This is a genomic window from Acinetobacter guerrae (assembly GCF_009372255.1).
Lineage (GTDB): Bacteria > Pseudomonadota > Gammaproteobacteria > Pseudomonadales > Moraxellaceae > Acinetobacter > Acinetobacter guerrae.
The window spans coordinates 59,617-79,412 of sequence record NZ_LXGN01000012.1; the positions used below are offsets into that span (position 1 = coordinate 59,617).

At 40.2% G+C, this 19,796-nt stretch carries 21 protein-coding genes; 13 read left to right on the plus strand and 8 right to left on the minus strand.

Annotated features, from left to right (window positions below; all coding sequences use genetic code 11):
- The first annotated feature begins 8 nt into the window (after positions 1-8).
- The 4 genes from A7A69_RS08250 to A7A69_RS08265 all read left to right on the plus strand — a co-directional run bounded on the left by A7A69_RS08250 (position 9) and on the right by A7A69_RS08265 (position 4,288).
- Positions 9-437 carry a low molecular weight protein-tyrosine-phosphatase gene (locus A7A69_RS08250; protein WP_152876928.1) on the plus strand — a complete coding sequence of 143 codons (429 nt, stop codon included), beginning with the start codon at positions 9-11 and terminating at the stop codon, positions 435-437.
- A 21-nt stretch (positions 438-458) separates the two neighbouring features.
- A complete protein-coding gene (locus A7A69_RS08255) occupies positions 459-2,648 on the plus strand; it encodes a polysaccharide biosynthesis tyrosine autokinase (protein WP_152876930.1) in 2,190 nt (729 codons plus the stop codon).
- Between the two features lie 192 nt (positions 2,649-2,840).
- Positions 2,841-3,548, plus strand: coding sequence for a BamJ family beta-barrel-assembly machinery protein (locus A7A69_RS08260; RefSeq protein WP_120370368.1), 708 nt, complete (start codon positions 2,841-2,843; stop codon positions 3,546-3,548).
- Positions 3,549-3,598: 50 nt separating this feature from the next.
- Entirely contained in the window at positions 3,599-4,288 is a 690-nt protein-coding gene (locus A7A69_RS08265) for a BamJ family beta-barrel-assembly machinery protein (RefSeq protein WP_152876932.1), read from the plus strand.
- A gap of 109 nt (positions 4,289-4,397) precedes the next feature.
- Here the strand turns inward: A7A69_RS08265 and murJ are convergent, their stop codons facing one another.
- Positions 4,398-5,951 (minus strand): murein biosynthesis integral membrane protein MurJ, encoded by a 1,554-nt coding sequence (murJ, locus tag A7A69_RS08270; protein ID WP_187349201.1) that lies wholly within the window; start codon positions 5,949-5,951, stop codon positions 4,398-4,400.
- 70 nt (positions 5,952-6,021) lie between these two features.
- Positions 6,022-6,591: a 1,6-anhydro-N-acetylmuramyl-L-alanine amidase AmpD gene (gene ampD / locus A7A69_RS08275; protein ID WP_152876936.1), complete on the minus strand. Its 570-nt coding sequence runs from the start codon at positions 6,589-6,591 to the stop codon at positions 6,022-6,024.
- A 161-nt stretch (positions 6,592-6,752) separates the two neighbouring features.
- Between ampD and nadC the strand changes: the two genes are divergently transcribed.
- On the plus strand, positions 6,753-7,598 hold the full coding sequence (gene nadC, locus A7A69_RS08280; protein ID WP_152876938.1) for a carboxylating nicotinate-nucleotide diphosphorylase: 846 nt from the start codon (positions 6,753-6,755) through the stop codon (positions 7,596-7,598).
- On the opposite strand, the gene A7A69_RS08285 is transcribed toward nadC, so the two are convergent.
- From A7A69_RS08285 to A7A69_RS08305, 5 genes are all read right to left on the minus strand, one after another.
- Positions 7,595-7,795 (minus strand): ABZJ_00068 family colistin stress protein, encoded by a 201-nt coding sequence (locus tag A7A69_RS08285; protein ID WP_152876939.1) that lies wholly within the window; start codon positions 7,793-7,795, stop codon positions 7,595-7,597. The genes nadC and A7A69_RS08285 overlap by 4 nt on opposite strands.
- Positions 7,796-7,978: 183 nt before the next feature.
- Positions 7,979-10,144, minus strand: a complete 2,166-nt coding sequence (locus A7A69_RS08290; RefSeq protein ID WP_152876941.1) for a phosphocholine-specific phospholipase C — start codon at positions 10,142-10,144, stop codon at positions 7,979-7,981.
- A gap of 304 nt (positions 10,145-10,448) precedes the next feature.
- Positions 10,449-11,165, minus strand: a complete 717-nt coding sequence (rph, locus tag A7A69_RS08295) for a ribonuclease PH (protein WP_120370361.1) — start codon at positions 11,163-11,165, stop codon at positions 10,449-10,451.
- A 108-nt stretch (positions 11,166-11,273) separates the two neighbouring features.
- Complete coding sequence (locus A7A69_RS08300) at positions 11,274-12,425, minus strand: fatty acid desaturase family protein (protein WP_152876943.1); 1,152 nt, start codon at positions 12,423-12,425, stop codon at positions 11,274-11,276.
- A gap of 38 nt (positions 12,426-12,463) precedes the next feature.
- Entirely contained in the window at positions 12,464-13,486 is a 1,023-nt protein-coding gene (locus A7A69_RS08305; RefSeq protein ID WP_152876945.1) for a flavin reductase family protein, read from the minus strand.
- Between the two features lie 193 nt (positions 13,487-13,679).
- Here A7A69_RS08305 and A7A69_RS08310 point away from each other — a divergent pair, with 193 nt between their 5' ends.
- Together A7A69_RS08310 and A7A69_RS08315 are read left to right on the plus strand one after the other, a co-directional pair.
- Complete coding sequence (locus A7A69_RS08310; protein WP_152876947.1) at positions 13,680-14,315, plus strand: TetR family transcriptional regulator; 636 nt, start codon at positions 13,680-13,682, stop codon at positions 14,313-14,315.
- 119 nt (positions 14,316-14,434) lie between these two features.
- Positions 14,435-15,082, plus strand: coding sequence for a TetR/AcrR family transcriptional regulator (locus tag A7A69_RS08315; protein WP_120370357.1), 648 nt, complete (start codon positions 14,435-14,437; stop codon positions 15,080-15,082).
- Positions 15,083-15,138: 56 nt separating this feature from the next.
- Here the strand turns inward: A7A69_RS08315 and A7A69_RS08320 are convergent, their stop codons facing one another.
- Positions 15,139-15,756: a thiol:disulfide interchange protein DsbA/DsbL gene (locus A7A69_RS08320; RefSeq protein ID WP_152876949.1), complete on the minus strand. Its 618-nt coding sequence runs from the start codon at positions 15,754-15,756 to the stop codon at positions 15,139-15,141.
- Between the two features lie 199 nt (positions 15,757-15,955).
- Here A7A69_RS08320 and ubiG point away from each other — a divergent pair, with 199 nt between their 5' ends.
- From ubiG to A7A69_RS08345, 6 genes are all read left to right on the plus strand, one after another.
- Positions 15,956-16,672 carry a bifunctional 2-polyprenyl-6-hydroxyphenol methylase/3-demethylubiquinol 3-O-methyltransferase UbiG gene (gene ubiG, locus A7A69_RS08325; protein ID WP_152876951.1) on the plus strand — a complete coding sequence of 239 codons (717 nt, stop codon included), beginning with the start codon at positions 15,956-15,958 and terminating at the stop codon, positions 16,670-16,672.
- Entirely contained in the window at positions 16,669-17,364 is a 696-nt protein-coding gene (locus A7A69_RS08330) for an HAD family hydrolase (protein WP_152876952.1), read from the plus strand. Before ubiG ends, A7A69_RS08330 begins: the two co-directional genes overlap by 4 nt.
- A gap of 43 nt (positions 17,365-17,407) precedes the next feature.
- On the plus strand, positions 17,408-18,154 hold the full coding sequence (locus tag A7A69_RS08335) for a YciK family oxidoreductase (protein ID WP_120370354.1): 747 nt from the start codon (positions 17,408-17,410) through the stop codon (positions 18,152-18,154).
- A 164-nt stretch (positions 18,155-18,318) separates the two neighbouring features.
- The gene (locus tag A7A69_RS16580) at positions 18,319-18,474 is read left to right on the plus strand and encodes a hypothetical protein (RefSeq protein ID WP_171406771.1); all 156 of its coding nucleotides are present in this window, start codon (positions 18,319-18,321) and stop codon (positions 18,472-18,474) included.
- Positions 18,475-18,767: 293 nt separating this feature from the next.
- Positions 18,768-19,163 (plus strand): RcnB family protein, encoded by a 396-nt coding sequence (locus tag A7A69_RS08340; protein ID WP_151981724.1) that lies wholly within the window; start codon positions 18,768-18,770, stop codon positions 19,161-19,163.
- Positions 19,164-19,363: 200 nt separating this feature from the next.
- A complete protein-coding gene (locus A7A69_RS08345; protein WP_171500800.1) occupies positions 19,364-19,702 on the plus strand; it encodes an RcnB family protein in 339 nt (112 codons plus the stop codon).
- Positions 19,703-19,796 lie beyond the last annotated feature (94 nt).

A 19,796-nucleotide genomic window follows, 5' to 3' on the forward strand; every position in this document is an offset into this window, starting at 1 on the left:
ATTAACGAATGCAAATACAGAATATTTTAGTGGTTTGTGTTGGAAATATTTGCCGTAGCCCGATGGCAGAGTATTTTTTTAAGCACGACCATCCAGATCTGAATATTGAATCAGCAGGAATTTCAGGTTTGACTGGTGAGGGTGCGGATGAAAAAGCCGTTCGATGTATGGATACACTCAATATTGATATGCGCCCGCATGTGGCGCGTAAACTCAATAGTGATTTAATCAAAAAGGCAGATTTAATTTTAGTCATGAGCCTAAATCAACAAAAACATTTAGAACAGACTTGGCCCTTTGCCAAGGGAAAAGTGTTTCGACTCGGACATTGGCAACATAAAAATGTGCCTGATCCCTATCAACATGATCAGGCTTTCTTTGACGAAACCTGCCGTAATATTCAGGCTTACGTGTCTGACTGGAAATCACATATCTAATTTTTAAGTAGTTGCATACCCATGAGTCAAAATTCAACAACAACTGAAGATACCATTGATTTAAAAGAGCTATTTTTCTCTTTAATTGCGCAATGGAAAATTATCGCGCTTTGCATTATTTTAAGTTTAATCTGTGCTTTGCTTTATTTACGCGTAGCGCCTGAAGTATATTCAGTCGATGCTATGGTACAAGTCGAAGACAGTAAAAGTGCTGCCTCAGCTGCTTTACTAGGCCAACTTGGGAGTTTAGCAGGTGCAGGAGGCCAAAAGTCACCCGCCGATGCTGAAAAGGAAATTTTGAATTCGCGGCTCGTTCTTGGTCAGGTGATTCAAAATTTAAATCTGGATATCCAAATTAAGGATACTCGGGATACTGTATTTAATCGTCTGATTTCAGAATCAAAACGAAAATTAGAATATTCAAAATCAGGCGTTTTATTTAAGGAAAATGGACAGTCTTTTTTTATTGAAAAATTTGATGTCCCTTATTATTTCCTAGACAAGCCCCTCACGCTGCAATTCAAACAAAACCAATTTAGTTTAAGCTACAAAGACAGTGTAGTTGCAGAAGGTCGCTTAAATCAAAATAATGTTTTAACGACAAATAAAGGAAAATGGCAACTACGTATTAACAGTGCTAGCCCTTTTCAACATGAATTTAAAGTGACTAAATTTGCTTTACCCACTGCTGTTAAAAATCTAACTGCGGACTATAGTGTTGCTGAAAAAGGCAAAATGACTGGGGTACTCGGTCTCACCTATCAAGGGCAAGATCAAGAACACATCACTCAGGTTCTCAATAATATTTTAACAGTTTATCATGCACAGAATATTGAACGTAAATCGTTAGAATCCAGACAAACTTTAAGCTTTTTAGACAAGCAATTACCTGAGTTGCGCAAACAACTTGAGGATTCAGAGCGTAAGTTCAACCAGTTCCGTGAACAGCATAACACTGTTGATGTAACACAAGAATCTGAGCTGTTACTTAAACAGAATATTCAACTTGAAACCATGCGCATTGAGTTGCAACAAAAGCAAGCTGAACTTGCTGCAAAATATACGCCAGACCATCCGTTAATGGCAGAAATTAATGCACAAGTCGCTACGGTCAACAAAAAACTAGCTGAACTCAATGGTACATTGAAGCGTTTACCAGAATTACAACGTTTATATTTGCAAATTTATCGCGATGTAAAAGTAAATACGGAACTTTATACCAACTTACTTAACAGCTATCAGCAATTAAAGGTGTCTGAGGCGGGTGAAATTGGTAATGTGCGTATTATTGATAATGCGGTTGAACCCATTAAACCAATTAAACCGAAAAAACTGATTGTCCTAGTTCTTTCAATTTTTGTTGGTGGTTTTATTGGGGTACTGATTGCCTTAACCCGTAATATGTTACGTACAGGCATTAAAGATTCTTCTCAAATTGAAAATGAACTGGAACTTCCTGTTTACGCCACAGTACCTCGCTCTCCTGTTCAAGAGAACCGCATGGCGATCTTGAAGAAGAAAAAGAATATTCCTATTCTTGCAGTCAAACATAGTGATGATGTTGCCATTGAAAGCCTCCGCAGTATTCGTACTGCAATTCATTTTGCACTTTCAGGGGCAAAAAACAATATCATTATGATTAGTGGTCCTGCGCCAGAAGTCGGTAAATCATTTATCTCAACCAACTTGGCTACGATTTTTGCTCAAGGCGATAAACGTGTATTACTCATCGATGCCGATTTACGTCGCGGGTATTTGCATAAGTATTTTAATTTGGAAACCCAACCGGGCCTTACAGAGTTATTAACTGATCAAGCCTCTTTGACACAAGTGACGCATTCAACTGAAGTCGCTAATTTAAGCTTTATTAGTCGCGGTAAGAGTCCATCTAACCCTTCTGAGCTACTCAGTTCTCAGAAGTTCCAAAGCTTATTGGAAGAACTTTCTCAGCAATACGATCATATTATTCTGGATACACCACCAGTGCTTGCGGTCACCGATGGTATTATTATTTCACAATATACTGGCGTAAATCTGATTGTCGCGCGTCATGCCAAGACTCAAATGAAAGAGCTTGAATTAACGCTCAATCGTTTCGAGCAGGCTGGCGCCAAAGTGAATGGCTTTATTCTTAATGATATTCAGCGTTCTGCCAGTGGTAGCTATGGTTACAACTATGCTTATGCATACAAAGCTGCAAAAGATGATTAATTAATTTTAAAGTTTTCATTTTTAACAAGTCGAACCTTAGGGTTCGATTTTTTATGCGCAAATTAAGGATTGATGTGAAATTAGATAAAAATCCTGTTATTTTTTTTATTAAACAGGATATGCTTAAGATAGCCATGCTAAGATTGCATGCGATTGATATTTGGTTAAATAAACAACATTTTTGGAACACTCATGAGTAAAGCCTTACCCATTGCTGTCGCTGTAATTTTAGGCGGTGCTGCACTTATTCCCGTTTACTATGCAACTCAACATCCAGTGGCAGAGGTTGGTTCAAAGGCAGACAAGAATGCCTCGCCTGTTAAAAAAATCAGCTATGCACTGGGCTACGAAGTTGCCCATCAAACTCCACCTGAACTTGATGTTAATGCATTTGTAAGTGGTATCCGTGATGGTCATGATAAAAAGCCTGCGGCCTATACCGAACAGGAACTTCAAGCTGCATATGTAGAGTTTCAACAGCAAATGCAACAGAAACAGCTGCAAGATGCGAAAAAAACTGAATCTTCCAATGCTAACTTCTTAACTGAAAATGCTCACAAAGATGGCGTTAAAACCACGGCTTCAGGTTTACAATATAAAATTATTAAAGAAGGTACGGGTAAGCAACCGACTGCGACCTCTGTCGTGAAAGTACATTACAAAGGTCAATTGACCGATGGTAAAGTCTTTGACAGTTCTTATGATCGGGGTGAACCAGTTGAATTTCCATTAAACAAGGTGATTCCTGGCTGGACAGAAGGTTTACAGTTGCTTAAAGAAGGTGGCAAGGCAACATTCTATATTCCTGCACAACTGGCATATGGTGAACAAGGTGTGCCTGGTATGATTCCACCAAATAGTACTTTAATTTTTGATGTAGAACTGTTAGAAGTTAAATAGTTCATGAGGAAGGAGAGTTGTTACTCTCCTCTTTTATTTTAGGAAGCACAATGAAAAAAATCAGTTTAACACTTATATTACTTGGCATGACGGGCACTAGTTTTGCAGCACCAGTCAGCTCTCAAAGTCCGCAAAAAGATCAATTGGGCTATAGCTACGGCTATGTTATGGGGCGTACCAATGCTGATACGTTAAAAGATTTAAATCTGGATACTTTTATTCAGGGTTTAAAAGAAGGATCTACAGGAAAAGCATCTTCTTTAAGTGATGAAGATATGGCCAAAGCCCTAAGTCAATATAAGAAACAGGTTGAATCCAAGCAACTGATCGAATTTCAAAAATTAGCACAAGAAAATCAACAAAAAGGACAGATATTTTTAGCTGAAAATGGTAAAAAAACAGGCGTAATTACCACAAAATCAGGCTTACAATATCAAGTTTTACAAGCAGGTACAGGTAAATCGCCAAAGGCCAATTCAAAAGTTAAAGTGAATTATGAAGGTCGTTTATTGGACGGCACAGTATTTGATAGCTCCATTGCACGTAACCATCCTGTAGAATTTCAGCTCAGCCAAGTCATTCAAGGTTGGACAGAAGGCGTACAAACGATGAAAGAAGGAGGTAAAACTCGCTTCTTTATTCCAGCAAATCTAGCTTATGGTGATGTCGGTTCAGGCGATGCGATTGGTCCGAATAGCGTTTTAATTTTTGATATTGAATTACTCCAGATTTTGCCTTAATCGCGTCGTCATTCAACTCAATAAAGTTTAAAACACAAAGCACAGCGAATATGCTGTGCTTTGTGTCTTCTAACGTTATACGCAGCCTTCACTGCTTTTGATTAGAAATTTAATCATGACGTAAATGGCGTGGTCGAAAACCAGTCGCTAATAATGTAACGCAATAAGCAACAACACCCAATATACATAAGGCCATCACTTCTATAATTCGCATCCATTGTGAAGATTGACCATCATACCAATGCAGACCAAACCATAAGGCAGCAATCATGGCAATATTAGCAATGGCATATTGAATCGCCAGTTTTTTCCAATGCCCGCCAAATCGAAAAATATTGCGTTTATGCAGATAGAAATAGAGCAAACCTGCATTCACTAAGGCTGAGCCAGATGAAGCCAATGCCAATGCCATATGTTCGGCATGCCAATTGATTAGTTTAAAAAAGCCAATCAACACTACGTTTATAATCGCATTGGCTGCTACAGACATAAGCCCTACACGTACTGGAGTTTTGGTATCTTGTTGTGCATAAAAACCAGGAGCAAAGACTTTAATCAGCATAAAAGCAATCACACCGCTGCTCATACACTGCAATGCCAAGGCGGTCATCTGGGTATCACGCAGATCAAACTCACCACGCTGGAACAATGCCTGAATAATAGGTGTTGATAACATAAATAGCGCAATACTGGCAGGTAGACCTACCAAAATGATTACTCGAGCAGCCCAATCTAGCATGCCGCGAAATTTGGTCTGATCCTGTTCAGCATGTCGTGTCGAAAGCGAAGGTAAAATCACAGTTCCAATCGCAACACCAATCAAACCTAAAGGTAGTTCCGTCATTCGCTCAGCACTATATAACCATGACACTGAACCATCCTGCATAAATGAGGCCCAGATGGTATTGAGTAATAAATTGATTTGGGTGACTGACACACCAAACAAAGCGGGCAGCATCAATTTCATGATGCGTTCCACCCCTTCATGTTTAAAGTCGATTTTAGGTGGGATCAACAGTTTTTTATGCCACAGTTCAGGAATCTGGATAGCAAGCTGTAAAATTCCTGCCCCTAGCACAGCCCAACCCAAAGCCATAATCGGTTGCTGCATATACGGGGTTAACCACCAAGCTCCAGCAATCATTGCGACATTAAGTAGCACTGGAGAAAATGCAGGGGAAGCAAAAGATCCGTAACTATTTAAAATACTGCTGGCAAAAGCCGTCAAGGACATAAACATCAAATACGGAATGGTCAGGCGGAACATGCCCACAGCCAGATCAAATTTTTCAGGATCATTATGAAAGCCGGGAGCATAAGCATAGATGATGACCGGTGCGATGATCATCGCCACCAAAGTCAATAAACTCATGACCAAAAGTAAGCAACCAAATACTCGGCTAATTAAAATCTGAACTTCGGCATGGGCGCGCCCTGTCTTATATTCCGTCAAGACAGGAATAAAGGCCTGCGAAAACGCACCTTCGGCAAATAATCGCCGAAAAAAGTTGGGAATACGAAAGGCAACCACAAAAGTATCGAAATCTTTACCTGCTCCAAATACATTGAGCAAGACCATATCCCGAACCAGCCCCAGTACACGGGACAACATTGTCATTGCACTGACAATAAAGGTTGATCGCCATAATGCCATCGCATCCACCCACGGCTAAATACAAAGCCGATATTGTAATGAAAGTAAAAAAATATTTCGTTGTGAAATGATGTCTAGCCTACATTTTTTTTGCATTCAACAGTCGGCGGAAATAAGACCACTGAAAAAATGAGCCCGGATCAGTCTTACGACCACGTGCAATATCTGAATGTCCTGCAATATGCTGCTGAATCTTGGGATAGCTTTGCTGCAAAACGGCGGTAATCTTAGCTAATGCTTGATACTGTATCTCTTCAAAAGCTCGGTCATCACTGCCTTCAAGCTCTATTCCTATCGAATAATCATTACATTCGACCTGTGCCAAATAGCTAGAACGCCCCGCATGCCACGCCCGATCATGAAAGTTAACAAACTGAATCACCTCACCTGTTCTTAAAATCAACAAATGTGCGGAAACCTGCATGCCCTCAATGGTCTGAAAATAAGGATGAAGTGACCAATCCAATTGATTTTGAAAAAACTGTTCAATATAGCCGCCACCAAACTGAGACGGTGGCAAACTGATGTTGTGCACCACAATCAGTTGAATTTCAGCAGATTCAGGACGCTGATTATAGTTTGGAGACGCAATCTGTCTGGCACCAATCAACTGCCCATTTTCAACTCGATATGTCGCGCTCAATGGCATGGTTAGGATGATCCAATTTGTTTTTGAATGCTCTTAGTTTAATCGAGTCCTCAAAAATTAAAACCGTGTCGGTGGCATATTTATGACAATCGTTTGTGAATTTTTAGAGGGACAGTGCTAATATATCGCTCAATTTTCTGGGTTAATACTGGGTATCAAGTATGAGCATTCCTCAATCTTTGCTAGAACAATCGATTCAAATCAATGTACAACACGCACTGGCTGAAGACATTGGGGATGGCGATATTACTGCGCTATTGACACCAGAAAATGAACAGGCGACTGCAACTATTATTAGCCGTGAAAATATGGTGTTGGCAGGTCGTCCGTGGGTCGATGCACTGATTTCGCAATATGACCCAACTGTCCAAATTGTATGGTTAAAAGAAGACGGTGAATTGGTTAACGCAGGTGAAGCTTTTTTAAAACTGGCTGGTTCAGCACGTAGCCTATTAACCGTTGAACGCCCTGCGCTAAACTTTATTCAGACTTTATCTGCGGTTGCTACAAAAGCTGCTTTTTATGTAAAACAACTCGAAGGCACTCAGACAAAGTTATTAGACACGCGTAAAACCTTACCCGGTCTACGTATTGCCCAAAAATATGCGGTTGCCATTGGTGGTGGTCAAAACCATCGTTTAGGTTTATTTGATGCTTTTCTCATTAAAGAAAACCATATTATGGCCGCAGGAGGAATCGCCCAAGCCATTGCTCAGGCGCATCGAATTGCACCGAATAAACCCGTTGAAGTTGAAGTTGAAACTTGGGATGAACTCAATCAGGCACTTGAAGCTGGCGCTGATATTGTCATGTTGGATAATTTTAGCCAACAACAAATGATCAATGCCGTTAAATACGTGGCAGGTCGTTGTAAATTAGAAGCTTCTGGTAATATTACCTTAGACAACCTACGTGAAGTCGCAAGTACTGGTGTAGATTATATTTCGATGGGTGTACTCACCAAAGATGTTACCGCTGTTGATCTTTCGATGCGGTTTAATGCTTAAGTCTGCTCGGTTTCAATATTTGTTTTTGTCGTTTGATTTTCGATCTTTGTCGTATGCTTAGGCTGGGTCAAAACTTCTGAGGTTTTGGCTTGAGCTTGCCATGCAGATGGATGACGCGATGTCTCATTTGGTCGTGGATCACAGGCCATAATGGTAAATGTAATAATTGCAAACAGTACAATAAAACCTTGTAGCATATAGATTTCCCCAATTTCATAGAATGATAAAAATTATTCGCTACTTTAAAATTTAATCATGACAAACTTGAGCAGGCTTTGTTTTTAAGCTGAATGAAAAAGGTTATCGTTTGTGAAGTCATTGACGTTTTTGTAAAAAGGATGCCTGATCGCATCCTTTTTCTTCATTCATTTCCAATTCAATTAGTTTTCAATATAGCCCATATAGGGATCAGAAATTGAATCTTTCTGGGTTTCAATACGCCCTGCAAATCTGCGACTATAGCTCGCGTCAGACTCTATATAGACTGTAAAATCGTACCATCCTCCAAATTCAGTCATATCCCAAGCCAGTTCTTTTTCTGAGTTCGTGGTTTCAATTGACCATTGCTGATTGGGTAAATAAGCATTGGCTTTTACCTTGAGTTTACTACTCGATTGTCCATCATGACGAACTTTTAAAAATAGCTTGGCTTCACAGTCTTCTACACACACCCGAATCTCAGGTAAAGCTTGCTGCTGTAAACTTTGATTCAGATTGCCTGTAAATGCACGATGAAAACCATTTGGGCCTAAGACCCATAAATCATAGAGACCTTGTTGCGTATTCCATTCATCCTGTAATTGCTTGCCTGCTTCGACCATATAACGGCGAGGAATCGCATCTAAATTTAAACGATCATAGACATGAAAAACCGCCGCTTGTTTACCTGTATTGGCAAATAAAATTTGTACACTCTGTCCTGATGGATTGACCTTAGCACTGGTATGCAAGATATACGGTAATGCTCTGGATGGACGAATCCCCATATCTTGCTGTGGGAAGGCTTGTTGGTTCGGAACAGCGACTTGTGGCAATAACGACTGTGCCAAGCGAATTGCATCTGCTTCAGTTTTCGCTTTTTTACCTTCAAGTTCGGGAAGCTGTGTGCTATTTGGGGTTTTAAAATCAAAAGCACTGGTTAAATCACCACAAATTGCACGACGATAAGCACTGATATTCGGCTCTTTCACACCAAAACGCTGTTCAAGAAATTGAATAATCGATGTGTGGTCAAATACCTGTGAATTGACCCAACCACCCCGACTCCACGGTGAAATCACATACATCGGCACACGAATCCCCGGCCCGTAGACTCGACCATCTGGCTTAGGTTGAGATTTGGCTGTCGCCACCGCAGGATGGCTAAAATACTCTTGTGATAGAGATTCAGCAGGCAATGTAGTTTTACCATATATCTTGCCTGTATCATCTTTAGATGGCGCACTTGGTGATGGTACGTGGTCAAAGAAACCATCATTTTCATCAAAATTGATCAGTAACACGGTTTGTGACCAAATCTCAGGATTCTCGGTGAGTGCATTGAGCACTTCCTGAATATACCATGCGCCTTGTACTGGACTAGAAGGACCTGGATGTTCACTATAAGTGGCTGGTGCTACAAGCCAACTGACCTGAGGTAATTTCCCTGTGGCAAGATCTTGCTTGAATGTCCCTAAAAAGCCACCATCTGGCATTGTGTTGGCAATACCTTTGTATAAAGGTTGAGTGCTATCAATTTTTTCGTCGTAGGCAGGACTAATGAGATCATCATGGCTGACAGGTTGACCTGACAACTCATTGGCACGACGATATTGCTTAAAACCCGCCAATGGATTATCCGTAAAATTATCGGGCATATTTTGATAAACTTTCCAACTAACCCCTGCTTGTTGTAAACGCTCAGGATAAGTCGTCCATTCATAACCACTTGAAGATGCACCCAGACCATCAAATTCATTCACCACTGCAGCCACACCCGCCGCTGGGCCATTGGTGCCTGTCCAGATAAACATACGATTGGGATTGGTTCCGGCATGCATGGCACAATGATAAGCATCACACAGCGTAAAGGCATTGGCTAAAGCAAACTGAAATTCAACTTCCTGTTTTTTATAATATCCCATGGATTGCGGTTTTTTAAATTTAACCCAATCCCCCATACGCCCATGATTCCAAGCATCCTGACCATCCTGCCATGAATGCGGTGTACCTGAAACGCGCTGAGCATTGCCTAAACGACTATCTAAATGATAAGGCAGAATTTTATTTTGCTTGGCATCGTACTGTTCCCAGACTTTGCGCTTTTGACTCAATGGAATGCTAAAGCGATCGCCAAAACCGCGTACTCCCTTTAATGTGCCGAAGTAGTTATCAAAAGATCGGTTTTCCTGTGTCAAAATTACCACATGTTTAACATCCTGAATGCTACCTGTTTCTACTTTGGCATCAATAGCAAGTGCTTTCTGGATACTTAAAGGGAAGCTAGATAAAGCAGCTGTCCCAAATAAAGTCTTGGCAGTATTCAGTACAAAATCACGACGATTCATTTTTTTAATCCTTAGTTATGATTTTTATTATGGTTAGGGTGCACAGTGCATCGTGCAATTGTTTTTAGGTGGCTGTGGCTGCTGGGTCGATGAGTCATCATCCTTGCAAGCAATAAGCATGACGCTACTAATGATCAGAAAAAAACAAAAAAATTTAGACATGATCCTCTCCATTTAAGAATGGAGACTAGTAAAAAGCTTGAAAACTACAGCATTATGATGATTTGATGTCGATTATATGAAGTTATAAAAAAACGCACCCAAAGATGCGTTTTCACTTAAAGCATTTCCAATCAAGGAAAGATTACCAACCCAATGCTTCCTGTTGTTTTTGAATGAGGGTTTGAATGCCCTTTTCAGCAACTTCAAGCATCGCGTTAGCTTGAGTTCGTGTAAATGGTTTTTCTTCTGCTGTGCCTTGAATTTCGATAAACTCACCAGACTGGGTCATCACGACGTTTAGGTCAGTTTGGCAGTTCGAGTCTTCTTCATAGCATAAATCAAGCAGCACTTCGTCCTGATAAATTCCAACTGAAATTGCAGCGACCAAACCTTTAAGAGGGTCTTGCTTGATTTTTTTCTTCTCTAACAAGACGTTCATGGCATCAATCAGTGCCACTGCCGCACCTGTAATGGCTGCAGTACGTGTACCACCATCGGCCTGAATGACATCACAGTCGATGGTAATGGTATTTTCACCCAATTTTTTCAGGTCAACCATCGCACGAAGACTGCGACCAATTAAACGCTGAATTTCCTGCGTACGGCCGCTTTGTTTGCCACGAGCCGCTTCACGGTCACTACGGGTATGCGTAGAACGCGGTAACATACCATATTCTGCTGTTACCCAACCCTGACCCTGACCTTTTAGAAAACGGGGTACAGAATTATCAATGCTTGCGGTACATAACACCTTGGTATGACCAAATTCGACCAAAACCGAACCTTCTGCATAACGGGTGTAATTTCGAGTAATTTTTACATCACGTAACTGATCGAGCGCTCGTTGGTCAATACGCATCATCTATCCTTTCATTGCCGCTAAATAAGATTGCAGCATAGTATAGCAAATGCCTTCAATAAAATTGGACCGAATTCGGTCCAATTTCCCTGCTTTTTACAAAAGCGCTTATTTGGCAAAAGCGAATATGCTTTTCACTTTTTGAAAGGTTTCTGAAACCTTCTGTGCTTGCCCATTTGGTAAAGAACATTTAGCTAAACGCACCCAAACACTCCAGAACTGTTTCATAAAGTTGGCTTCGTTATAGTTCACGCCATATTCTTCACACAAAGCTTTAATCTTTGGTGCAACTTCCGAATAACGGTTTGCAGGCATATCAGGAAATAAATGGTGTTCAATTTGGTGGCTCAAATTACCACTCAAGATATGTAAACCTTGTGTGCCACTAAAGTTACTTGAACCACGAATTTGACGTAAATACCATTGAGCACGGGTTTCAGTCTCAGTGTTATCTTCTTCAAAAGTCTCAGCATCTTCAGTAAAGTGGCCGTTAAAAATCACCGCAGACGACCATAAACTACGAATGACATTTGCTACCGCATTACCCAAAAATACAGGAATGGCATTTGGTCCAGCAATCAATGGAAAAAACACATAATCTTTACCGACCTGACGCACTACTTTTTTGCGTAATTTAGCCGAATCTTTCCAAACCTCTTTCCATGATTTGGTTTTGTATACAATGGCATCTTCTAAATGTAAATTCTGCGCCCCGACATACCATTCAAAAAGCACCATCAATTGTACAGCCAAAGGAATATTTAATAAGAAACGTGGTTCCCATTTTTGTTGTTCACTGACGCGCAATAATCCATAGCCGACATCATGATCCTTACCAACAATATTGGTATACGTGTGATGTACATAATTATGGGTGTGTTTCCAGTCATCACCTGTGGCAATGGTATCCCAGTCATAATTGGCACCGTTTAAGCTTGGGTCATTCAGCCAGTCAAACTGACCGTGCATAACATTGTGACCTAGCTCCATGTTTTCTACAATTTTGGAAATACCAAGTAAACCTGTACCAAGCAACCAAACAGGTGGAATCCACCCGCCAAACATTAACATCCCGCGTGACGCGATTTCGCTATAACGTACGAAATTACGAATTTTGTAGATATATTTGGCGTCTTGTTCGCCCAGATTATCCATGACTTCACGGCGAATCTCTTCGACACGGCGACCAAATTCTTCAACTTGTTCTGGGGTTAAGTAGTTAGATTTGCTATTGAGTGGAAACTTAACGGACATATTCATTATTTTTCTCCGAATCTATTCAAATTGAGTGACGATAATTAAAGATTGATCACGACAGGACTAATCGCCTGACTGACGCACAACTTAATTTGGGTATTGTTGCCATGATCAATTTCACCCGTCAGAATATTTTTGGTTGAACCGCTCACTTTGGTACAGGTACAAGTATTACAAATACCCATACGGCAACCATGTGATGGACGTAAACCTGCTTGTTCAGCACTTTCCAGTAAATTGGTATTGGCTTCAAATTCTTGCTGCGAGCGCAAAAAAGTGACGGGTTGTGCTTCGAGCGTTTCATCGACCACAGGCTGGAAATATTCCATATGCAGACGATCACTCAGATTTAACTCCGCAAAAATCGTTTTGGCTGCTTGCATCATGTTCGATGCACCACATAGATACGTGTGCTTTTGCTCTAAATCGCCAATTAGCTTATTTAACAAATCTACAGTTAAATGCTGTTTTTGCTGAGTGGTATCGATGTGATGGTACTGAATCGTTGGATGACGCTCGGCCAAACGTTGTAATTCCTGATGAAATGCAGCATCTCGGCTAAAATAAATCACATCAATTTGGCTTAGTTGTTGCTGAATCGCTTGCTGCAACAGTGAATAAATCGCAGTAATGCCACTCCCTGATGCAATTAATAAAGCCGCTGTCTGATGGTGATGCAAACAAAACTCACCCTGAGTTTGTGAAATCTCAATCACATCACCCGCATGTAATTGGCTCATAGCTCGTGAGACTACACCCTGAACTTTGACACCTAAATAAAGATTTCCCTGAGCATCAATCTGCATCACAGAATAACTACGCTGATAACGTATACCTGCAACCACAACCGTCACAAGAACGCTTTGACCTGCTTTAAAATTGTGTGCTGCAAAGTTGGTATTGGGTTGTAAACAAATTTGATAAAGCTCAGGAGTGATCGCTGTGATTGAAGTGACCTGAGCTTTGACTTTTTTCCAAGTCCACATTGGGTTAACTTTTTCCAATATGAAATCGACAAAATCTTCGCGAACCCATTGAGGCTGATAATTGGCTGCAATGTTCATACGTTCCTCGTTTGTATCTGGCTATTTATATGAGTGAACAAATGTTCTTTCAGTGAACATGTGTACACATTATTCTCTTTTTTTAATTCAGTCAACAGGTGTTCACTGATTTTTTTGCATCATTTGTTTTATTTTTTAAAAAAGCTTGCAACTTTTTGTTAGACTCTTGGCTGGTTTACTACAGGTCTGTGGCATGTCGATACGCGATGAACGAAAACAGCAAAGTCGTCAAGCATTACTTGATGCTGCGTTACAGTTAAGTACCGCAGGACGTTCATTTAGCAGTATTAGTTTGCGTGAAGTGGCGCGTGAAGTGGGCTTGGTGCCTACTGCGTTTTATCGTCACTTTCAAGATATGGATGCATTGGGACAAGAACTGGTTGATCAAGTTGCACTTCATATTAAAAGCCTGATTCATCAACTCGGACAAAGTTATTTACATCAAGCCAAGGCCAATCCACAAACCAGCATTGAATTATTTGTACAGGCGGTCAATCATAGTCCACTGGAATGGCAATTTATGATTGCTGAGCGTTGGGGAGGATCGACAACGGTACGCTATGCAATTGCACGTGAAATTGAAGATTTGACCGAGGCCTTGACGACAGATTTGAGTAAATTACCCACATTTGAACACTTTCAGGAAAATCAGGATCTTAAAGTTCTTTCTACGATTCTGATTAATATGTCATTTACTTGGGCCATGACTTGGCTCAGTCTACCGCGACAATACGAAGGCGAAGCGCTACACCAGCAGCAACAGGCTTTTATTGAAAGTGCATCCACTCAAGTCCGCCTGATTTTTCGTGGCGTTGCCAACTGGGAATAATGCTAACTCATCATATGAAAGCGGAAAAATCAGTAAATTTCTTTAATTATCTTGGCGAATTTACCAATTTGGCTTAATGTCAATAAAAGCGTGTATATAGTGCTGTAATAGGAACAGTTATGAATCCAGATCGCCATCAACAATTTTTAATTCGCAAAGAACGCATTTTGAGCGTTGCCGAAAAACTATTGCTGGAAAACAATCAGGAAATCACACTGGATGAACTGGTCGCTGAACTAGATATTGCCAAAGGAACGCTATATAAACACTTTAAAAGTAAAAATGAACTGTTACTCGAACTGGTCATTGAAAATGAAAAAAAATTATTAGAGATTTCCAATAAGCATCACACTGATTTTAAAGAGTACGCGCCAATTTATATGCTGCATCATCTGCTTGCACCAGCACGTACCATTTTGCTACATCAGTTAGAAGAAAATTTAACCATGAGTGAATCCAAGCTCAACCATTTATTTGAAGAACTCTATGAAATTCGTCAAGCACGTATTTTAGCAATTAAAGACATTACTGAAGCCTATTTAAAATCTGTTCATTACGATATGTCGATTCGAGATTACCTATCTTATATCTGGTCACTCACTTATGGTGCGGCACTGCTACTCAATTCGAGTTATTATCAGCGTTCAATTGGTTCACGGCAGAAATTGATTAACCTTTATGTCAATCAGGCACTGTCTTTGCCAACGCAATCCATCAATCTAGATGCCTTTGAACTGGAAATTAAACTCGATGATTTGAACAAATAAAATAATAAAAAAGCCCCTTTATCTAAATAATAAAGGGACTTTTATGGACGTAAGGCTTATTTTCCTTTACGTTCTTTTTCAATTAGATAGTTAACAACTTGGGTCACTTTACCATCTTCACCCTGAACCACATATTTACCATTTACGACCACGGCAGGAACGCCTGTGAGTTGATATTGCTGTGCCAATTTATTGGATTCTGCAATTTTTGCGGTAATTGGGAATGAGTTAAACATGCTATTAAACTTCTGCTCTGGAACGCCATAACCTGCATAGAATTTGGCTAAAGATGCCTGATCAAAAATTTGTTGTCCTTGGTCATGAATCGCATGGAACAATGGCAAATGGGTTTTTTTACGAACATTCAAAGCTTCAGAAACATAATACGCGCGCGCGCCTTGTTCCCAAACTTTATTCATAGCAGCAGGTGTACGCAAAAAGTTTACATCTTTTGGAATTTGTTTTAACCATGTTTGCATATATGGTTCAAGCTTAAAGCAGTGCGGGCAACCGTACCAAAAAAACTCACGCACTTCGATTTTACCCGGTACCGCCACCTTACCTGGATTGGCTACAACGGTGTAGTCTTTTCCAGCCACAAAATCAGCAGCCATTGCTGTACCAGAAATTGCCATCATTGCGGCATAAAGACCACCAAATACAAACTTTTTCATTACCTGTTTTTTCCTCTAAATCATTATGTTGAGTTTATGCTCTAAATATAAAACAAATATGCTTAATTCGTTTTGCTTCTGTGAAGATTTTTACCATATCTTTAAGCAATCAGGTCGCTTTTTTCCGATTTCTGGTTACACTAACACTAGTAGACCAAACTTAACGATTGATGAAAACACTTATAAAAGAGGTTACACCATGTCGCAACTGAATGTTGATCCACAAGAAATCGCAAAATTTGAAGCACTCGCAGCCAAATGGTGGGATCAACATTCCGAATTTCGACCTTTACATCAGATCAACCCATTACGTTTAAACTGGATTGATGAACATGCAAACGGTATTGCAGGCAAAAAGGTTTTGGATGTCGGTTGTGGCGGTGGAATTTTAGCTGAAAGCATGGCACGACGTGGTGCCAATGTGCTTGGTATTGATATGGGTGAAGCCCCACTCAATGTCGCTCGTTTACATGCAGAACAGGATAATGTAACTAATATCGAGTATCGTCAGATCCCTGTTGAAGAACTTGCTCAAGAGCAAGCAGGACAATACGATGTCGTGACGTGTATGGAAATGATGGAACATGTGCCTGATCCCGCGTCTATCGTCAAGGCTTGTCAGACTTTGGTCAAACCCGGCGGTCATGTATTTTTTTCAACGATTAATCGTAATCCAAAATCTTATTTATTTGCCATTATCGGCGCTGAATACGTTTTACGCTTATTGCCTAAAGGAACGCATGACTATCACAAATTTATCCGTCCTTCAGAAATGGCGCAGGATATTCGTGAAGCAGGTTTGACTCTAAGAGAAATGACGGGATTGCATTACAATCCATTGACTAAACATTATTGGTTAGCACCAAATGTTGATGTCAATTATATGGTGCATACGATTAAGGCAACTCAAGCATGAAAGCTGTTCTATTTGACCTCGATGGAACTCTAATCGATACAGCCGCCGATTTTATTCGGATTATTCAAGCGATGTGCCGTGAAGAACAACGCCCAGTCGTCGAGGCTGATCTGATTCGTACTCAAGTGTCTGAAGGCGCACGCGCGATGGTAAAATTGGTCTATCCAGAGTTAGAACTAGAAGACCCTGTATTTTTACAGCATCGTCAGGACTTTTTGGATATTTATGGTCAGCAGATTGTGGTCGATACCGATCTATTTTCGGGCATGTATCCATTACTCGAAGAACTTGAAGCGCATAAAATTCCATGGGGCATTGTTACTAACAAACCTCGTGGTTTAAGTGAAATGCTACTGGCCGAGCTAAATTTAACTGAGCGTTGTAGTGTACTGGTTTGTCCTGAAGATGTTAGCAACACAAAACCAGATCCTGAACCGATGTATCTTGCTGCCAAACAATTAAATTTGCCAAGCGAACAAATTATCTATGTGGGTGACCATCCACGTGATATTGATGCAGGTCGTGCAGCAGCAATGTATACCATTTTGGCTGCCTACGGTTATTTGCCTTTAGAATACCAAGAAGATCTTGAAGCATGGCAAGCCGATGCAATCGTGCAGGATGTTACTGAATTACACTGCATTTTACGCCAATTACTACAGTTAAATTCTACAAAACCCGTTAGCATGTGAGCAGTATCATTATAATTTGAATCAAATTTTAGGGAGGTTTACCATGAAATACTCAGAATATCAGCCTCGTACAGACTTATTAAAAGATCGCATTATTTTAATCACGGGTGCTGGCGACGGTATTGGACGCGCTGCTGCCATGAGCTATGCCCTACATGGCGCAACTGTGGTATTACATGGTCGAACCCTGAATAAACTTGAAGTCATTTATGATGAAATAGAGAGTCTGGGTGCACCTCAACCCGCAATTTTACCCCTACAGCTTTCGAGTGCATCGGTACGTGATTATGAGTTACTTGTAAATACACTCGAATCACAATTTGGGCGTCTGGACGGTATTTTGCATAATGCGGGTATGTTAGGTGAGCGTGTACCTTTAGCAGATTATTCACCTCAAGTCTGGGACGATGTAATGGCGGTGAATGTTCGTGCGCCCTTTATGCTGACTCAGGCTTTATTACCCCTTTTACAAAAGTCAGATCATGCTTCGGTAGTCTTTACCAGTTCTGGAGTCGGGCGTGAAGCACGTGCGCTTTGGGGTGCATATTCGGTTTCTAAAGTTGCGATTGAAGCGGTGAGTAAAATTTTTGCCGCAGAGCATATGCATCCTAATATTCGTTTTAATTGTATTAATCCAGGTGCAACCCGTACCGCAATGCGCGCTAAGGCTTATCCAGATGAAGATCCATTAAGCTTGCCAACCCCAGAATCCATTATGCCTGCCTATTTATACCTCATGGGTGAAGATAGTTTGCATTTGGATGGTCAGAGTATTGATGCGCAGGATTGAGTTTGATTTTACACACAACAACATAAGCATCTTTCGAGATGCTTTTTTTAGGTGCTCAATAATCGTATTTTTAAATCAAAATAAGAAAATTATTCGTTTTTACAAATTACAGAACCCCATTTAAACTGACTTCATATTTTCATTCACCCTTAAGGAGAACAGTCATGCGGGATTCCATTCATAAGAAACAAATCATTCAATCTATTCATCGTTTACAACTCTCTGAAACACTGGTTATCGCACTGGATGATGCTCAACAAGCCAAAGAGATTATTACTTTGTTAGATTCCTTGCAGAATTTTTCTGAACAATGGCAATAGCTATTTTCAGATCTTTTATGAGGTGAAAAATAAATTAAACTCGGTTTTAAAAGATAAAAAATACATCGTGGTATCAATATTTTTATGAATATCTTCTCTTAACATTTAAATTCCTCCGACTTAAGCAGTGCAACTCTGGACAAAACAATTTAAAACAAGGCAAAATGCCTAGGTGAAAAGATCAGACTTATCTTCATATTTTTAATTGAATTATTGCGCAATCTTCACAGTTTCTCTGCATTTTTTTTGTACATTAAAACAATGAGAAAGAAGTACGTTCCAGAGGATGCATTATGAAAAAGATTTTGACAGTCCTGACATTATCTTTGACTGCACTTATCAGTACGGTTGCGGTTGCAGGGCCGTATTTTGATCGCGATAACAGCGATGATTTTCCTCAAACACGTAAAGAACGTGGCTATGACCATAACCGTGATCATGACGATGAACAGTTACGTTCCGAACAACGTCGTGTGCGTGAAGAACGTGGTGTACAACGTTTAAAGCAGCATCGCTGGCAAGCAGGTTATGTGATGCCTCAACACTATCGCGGCAATGGTTATAAAGTGGAATACCGAGATCATAATCTACCGAAACCTGATCGTAATCAGCAATGGTATAAAATCAATAATGACTATATTTTAGTCAATTCAAGCACCAATGATATTATTCGAATTTTGGGTTTTTAATCTATTGAGTTTTATTGCAAGTTTTACTTTTTCTAGCCCAGATTCTAAATCTGGGCTTTTTTTAAACGGTATTCAAATCGTCTCCTTAATCTGTGTCGATATTTCACAATTTGCTATGTCATCTTCACGCTTTCTCTCACATTTGGCATTAAGTTAAAACCATCAAAGATGAATGAAGAGAATATGAGGTACATATGAAAATGAATAAATGGATCAGCACAATTATTTTTAGTATGAGCGGATTATTGGCAACAACTGCAATGGCAGCGCCGCAAGATCCGCATTCAAAACATTATGTCCATCAAAGTCAGGCAGAAATCCATCACTCAAACCATGCAAAAGTTCAAAAATTGGAACCGAGCCGTGACTGGCGTATTGGGCAAACCATGCCACGCCAATATCAGTTAGCGCGTTATCAGGTCGATTATCGTAGCCACAAGCATCTATCACAACCAAAACGTGGTCAGCAATGGTATCAAGTAAATGGAAAGTACGTTCTAGCTTCCCAACATGATCATAAAATTCTAAAAATGCTTTGATAGTGTCTAAGCTTTTTTTAAAACACCCTGATGATGATTAGGGTGTTTTTTTGCATCAGGCATTCCCCTTTGACGAATTTTGTTTAAAATCAGT

Coding starts and splice junctions, on each gene's coding strand:
- A7A69_RS08250 (WP_152876928.1), top strand. CDS start 9: ATGCAAATACAGAATATTTTAGTGGTTTGTGTTGGAAATATTTGCCGT.
- A7A69_RS08255 (WP_152876930.1), top strand. CDS start 459: ATGAGTCAAAATTCAACAACAACTGAAGATACCATTGATTTAAAAGAG.
- A7A69_RS08260 (WP_120370368.1), top strand. CDS start 2,841: ATGAGTAAAGCCTTACCCATTGCTGTCGCTGTAATTTTAGGCGGTGCT.
- A7A69_RS08265 (WP_152876932.1), top strand. CDS start 3,599: ATGAAAAAAATCAGTTTAACACTTATATTACTTGGCATGACGGGCACT.
- ampD (WP_152876936.1), bottom strand. CDS start 6,591: ATGCCATTGAGCGCGACATATCGAGTTGAAAATGGGCAGTTGATTGGT.
- nadC (WP_152876938.1), top strand. CDS start 6,753: ATGAGCATTCCTCAATCTTTGCTAGAACAATCGATTCAAATCAATGTA.
- A7A69_RS08285 (WP_152876939.1), bottom strand. CDS start 7,795: ATGCTACAAGGTTTTATTGTACTGTTTGCAATTATTACATTTACCATT.
- A7A69_RS08290 (WP_152876941.1), bottom strand. CDS start 10,144: ATGAATCGTCGTGATTTTGTACTGAATACTGCCAAGACTTTATTTGGG.
- rph (WP_120370361.1), bottom strand. CDS start 11,165: ATGCGTATTGACCAACGAGCGCTCGATCAGTTACGTGATGTAAAAATT.
- A7A69_RS08300 (WP_152876943.1), bottom strand. CDS start 12,425: ATGAATATGTCCGTTAAGTTTCCACTCAATAGCAAATCTAACTACTTA.
- A7A69_RS08305 (WP_152876945.1), bottom strand. CDS start 13,486: ATGAACATTGCAGCCAATTATCAGCCTCAATGGGTTCGCGAAGATTTT.
- A7A69_RS08310 (WP_152876947.1), top strand. CDS start 13,680: ATGTCGATACGCGATGAACGAAAACAGCAAAGTCGTCAAGCATTACTT.
- A7A69_RS08315 (WP_120370357.1), top strand. CDS start 14,435: ATGAATCCAGATCGCCATCAACAATTTTTAATTCGCAAAGAACGCATT.
- A7A69_RS08320 (WP_152876949.1), bottom strand. CDS start 15,756: ATGAAAAAGTTTGTATTTGGTGGTCTTTATGCCGCAATGATGGCAATT.
- ubiG (WP_152876951.1), top strand. CDS start 15,956: ATGTCGCAACTGAATGTTGATCCACAAGAAATCGCAAAATTTGAAGCA.
- A7A69_RS08330 (WP_152876952.1), top strand. CDS start 16,669: ATGAAAGCTGTTCTATTTGACCTCGATGGAACTCTAATCGATACAGCC.
- A7A69_RS08335 (WP_120370354.1), top strand. CDS start 17,408: ATGAAATACTCAGAATATCAGCCTCGTACAGACTTATTAAAAGATCGC.
- A7A69_RS16580 (WP_171406771.1), top strand. CDS start 18,319: ATGCGGGATTCCATTCATAAGAAACAAATCATTCAATCTATTCATCGT.
- A7A69_RS08340 (WP_151981724.1), top strand. CDS start 18,768: ATGAAAAAGATTTTGACAGTCCTGACATTATCTTTGACTGCACTTATC.
- A7A69_RS08345 (WP_171500800.1), top strand. CDS start 19,364: ATGAATAAATGGATCAGCACAATTATTTTTAGTATGAGCGGATTATTG.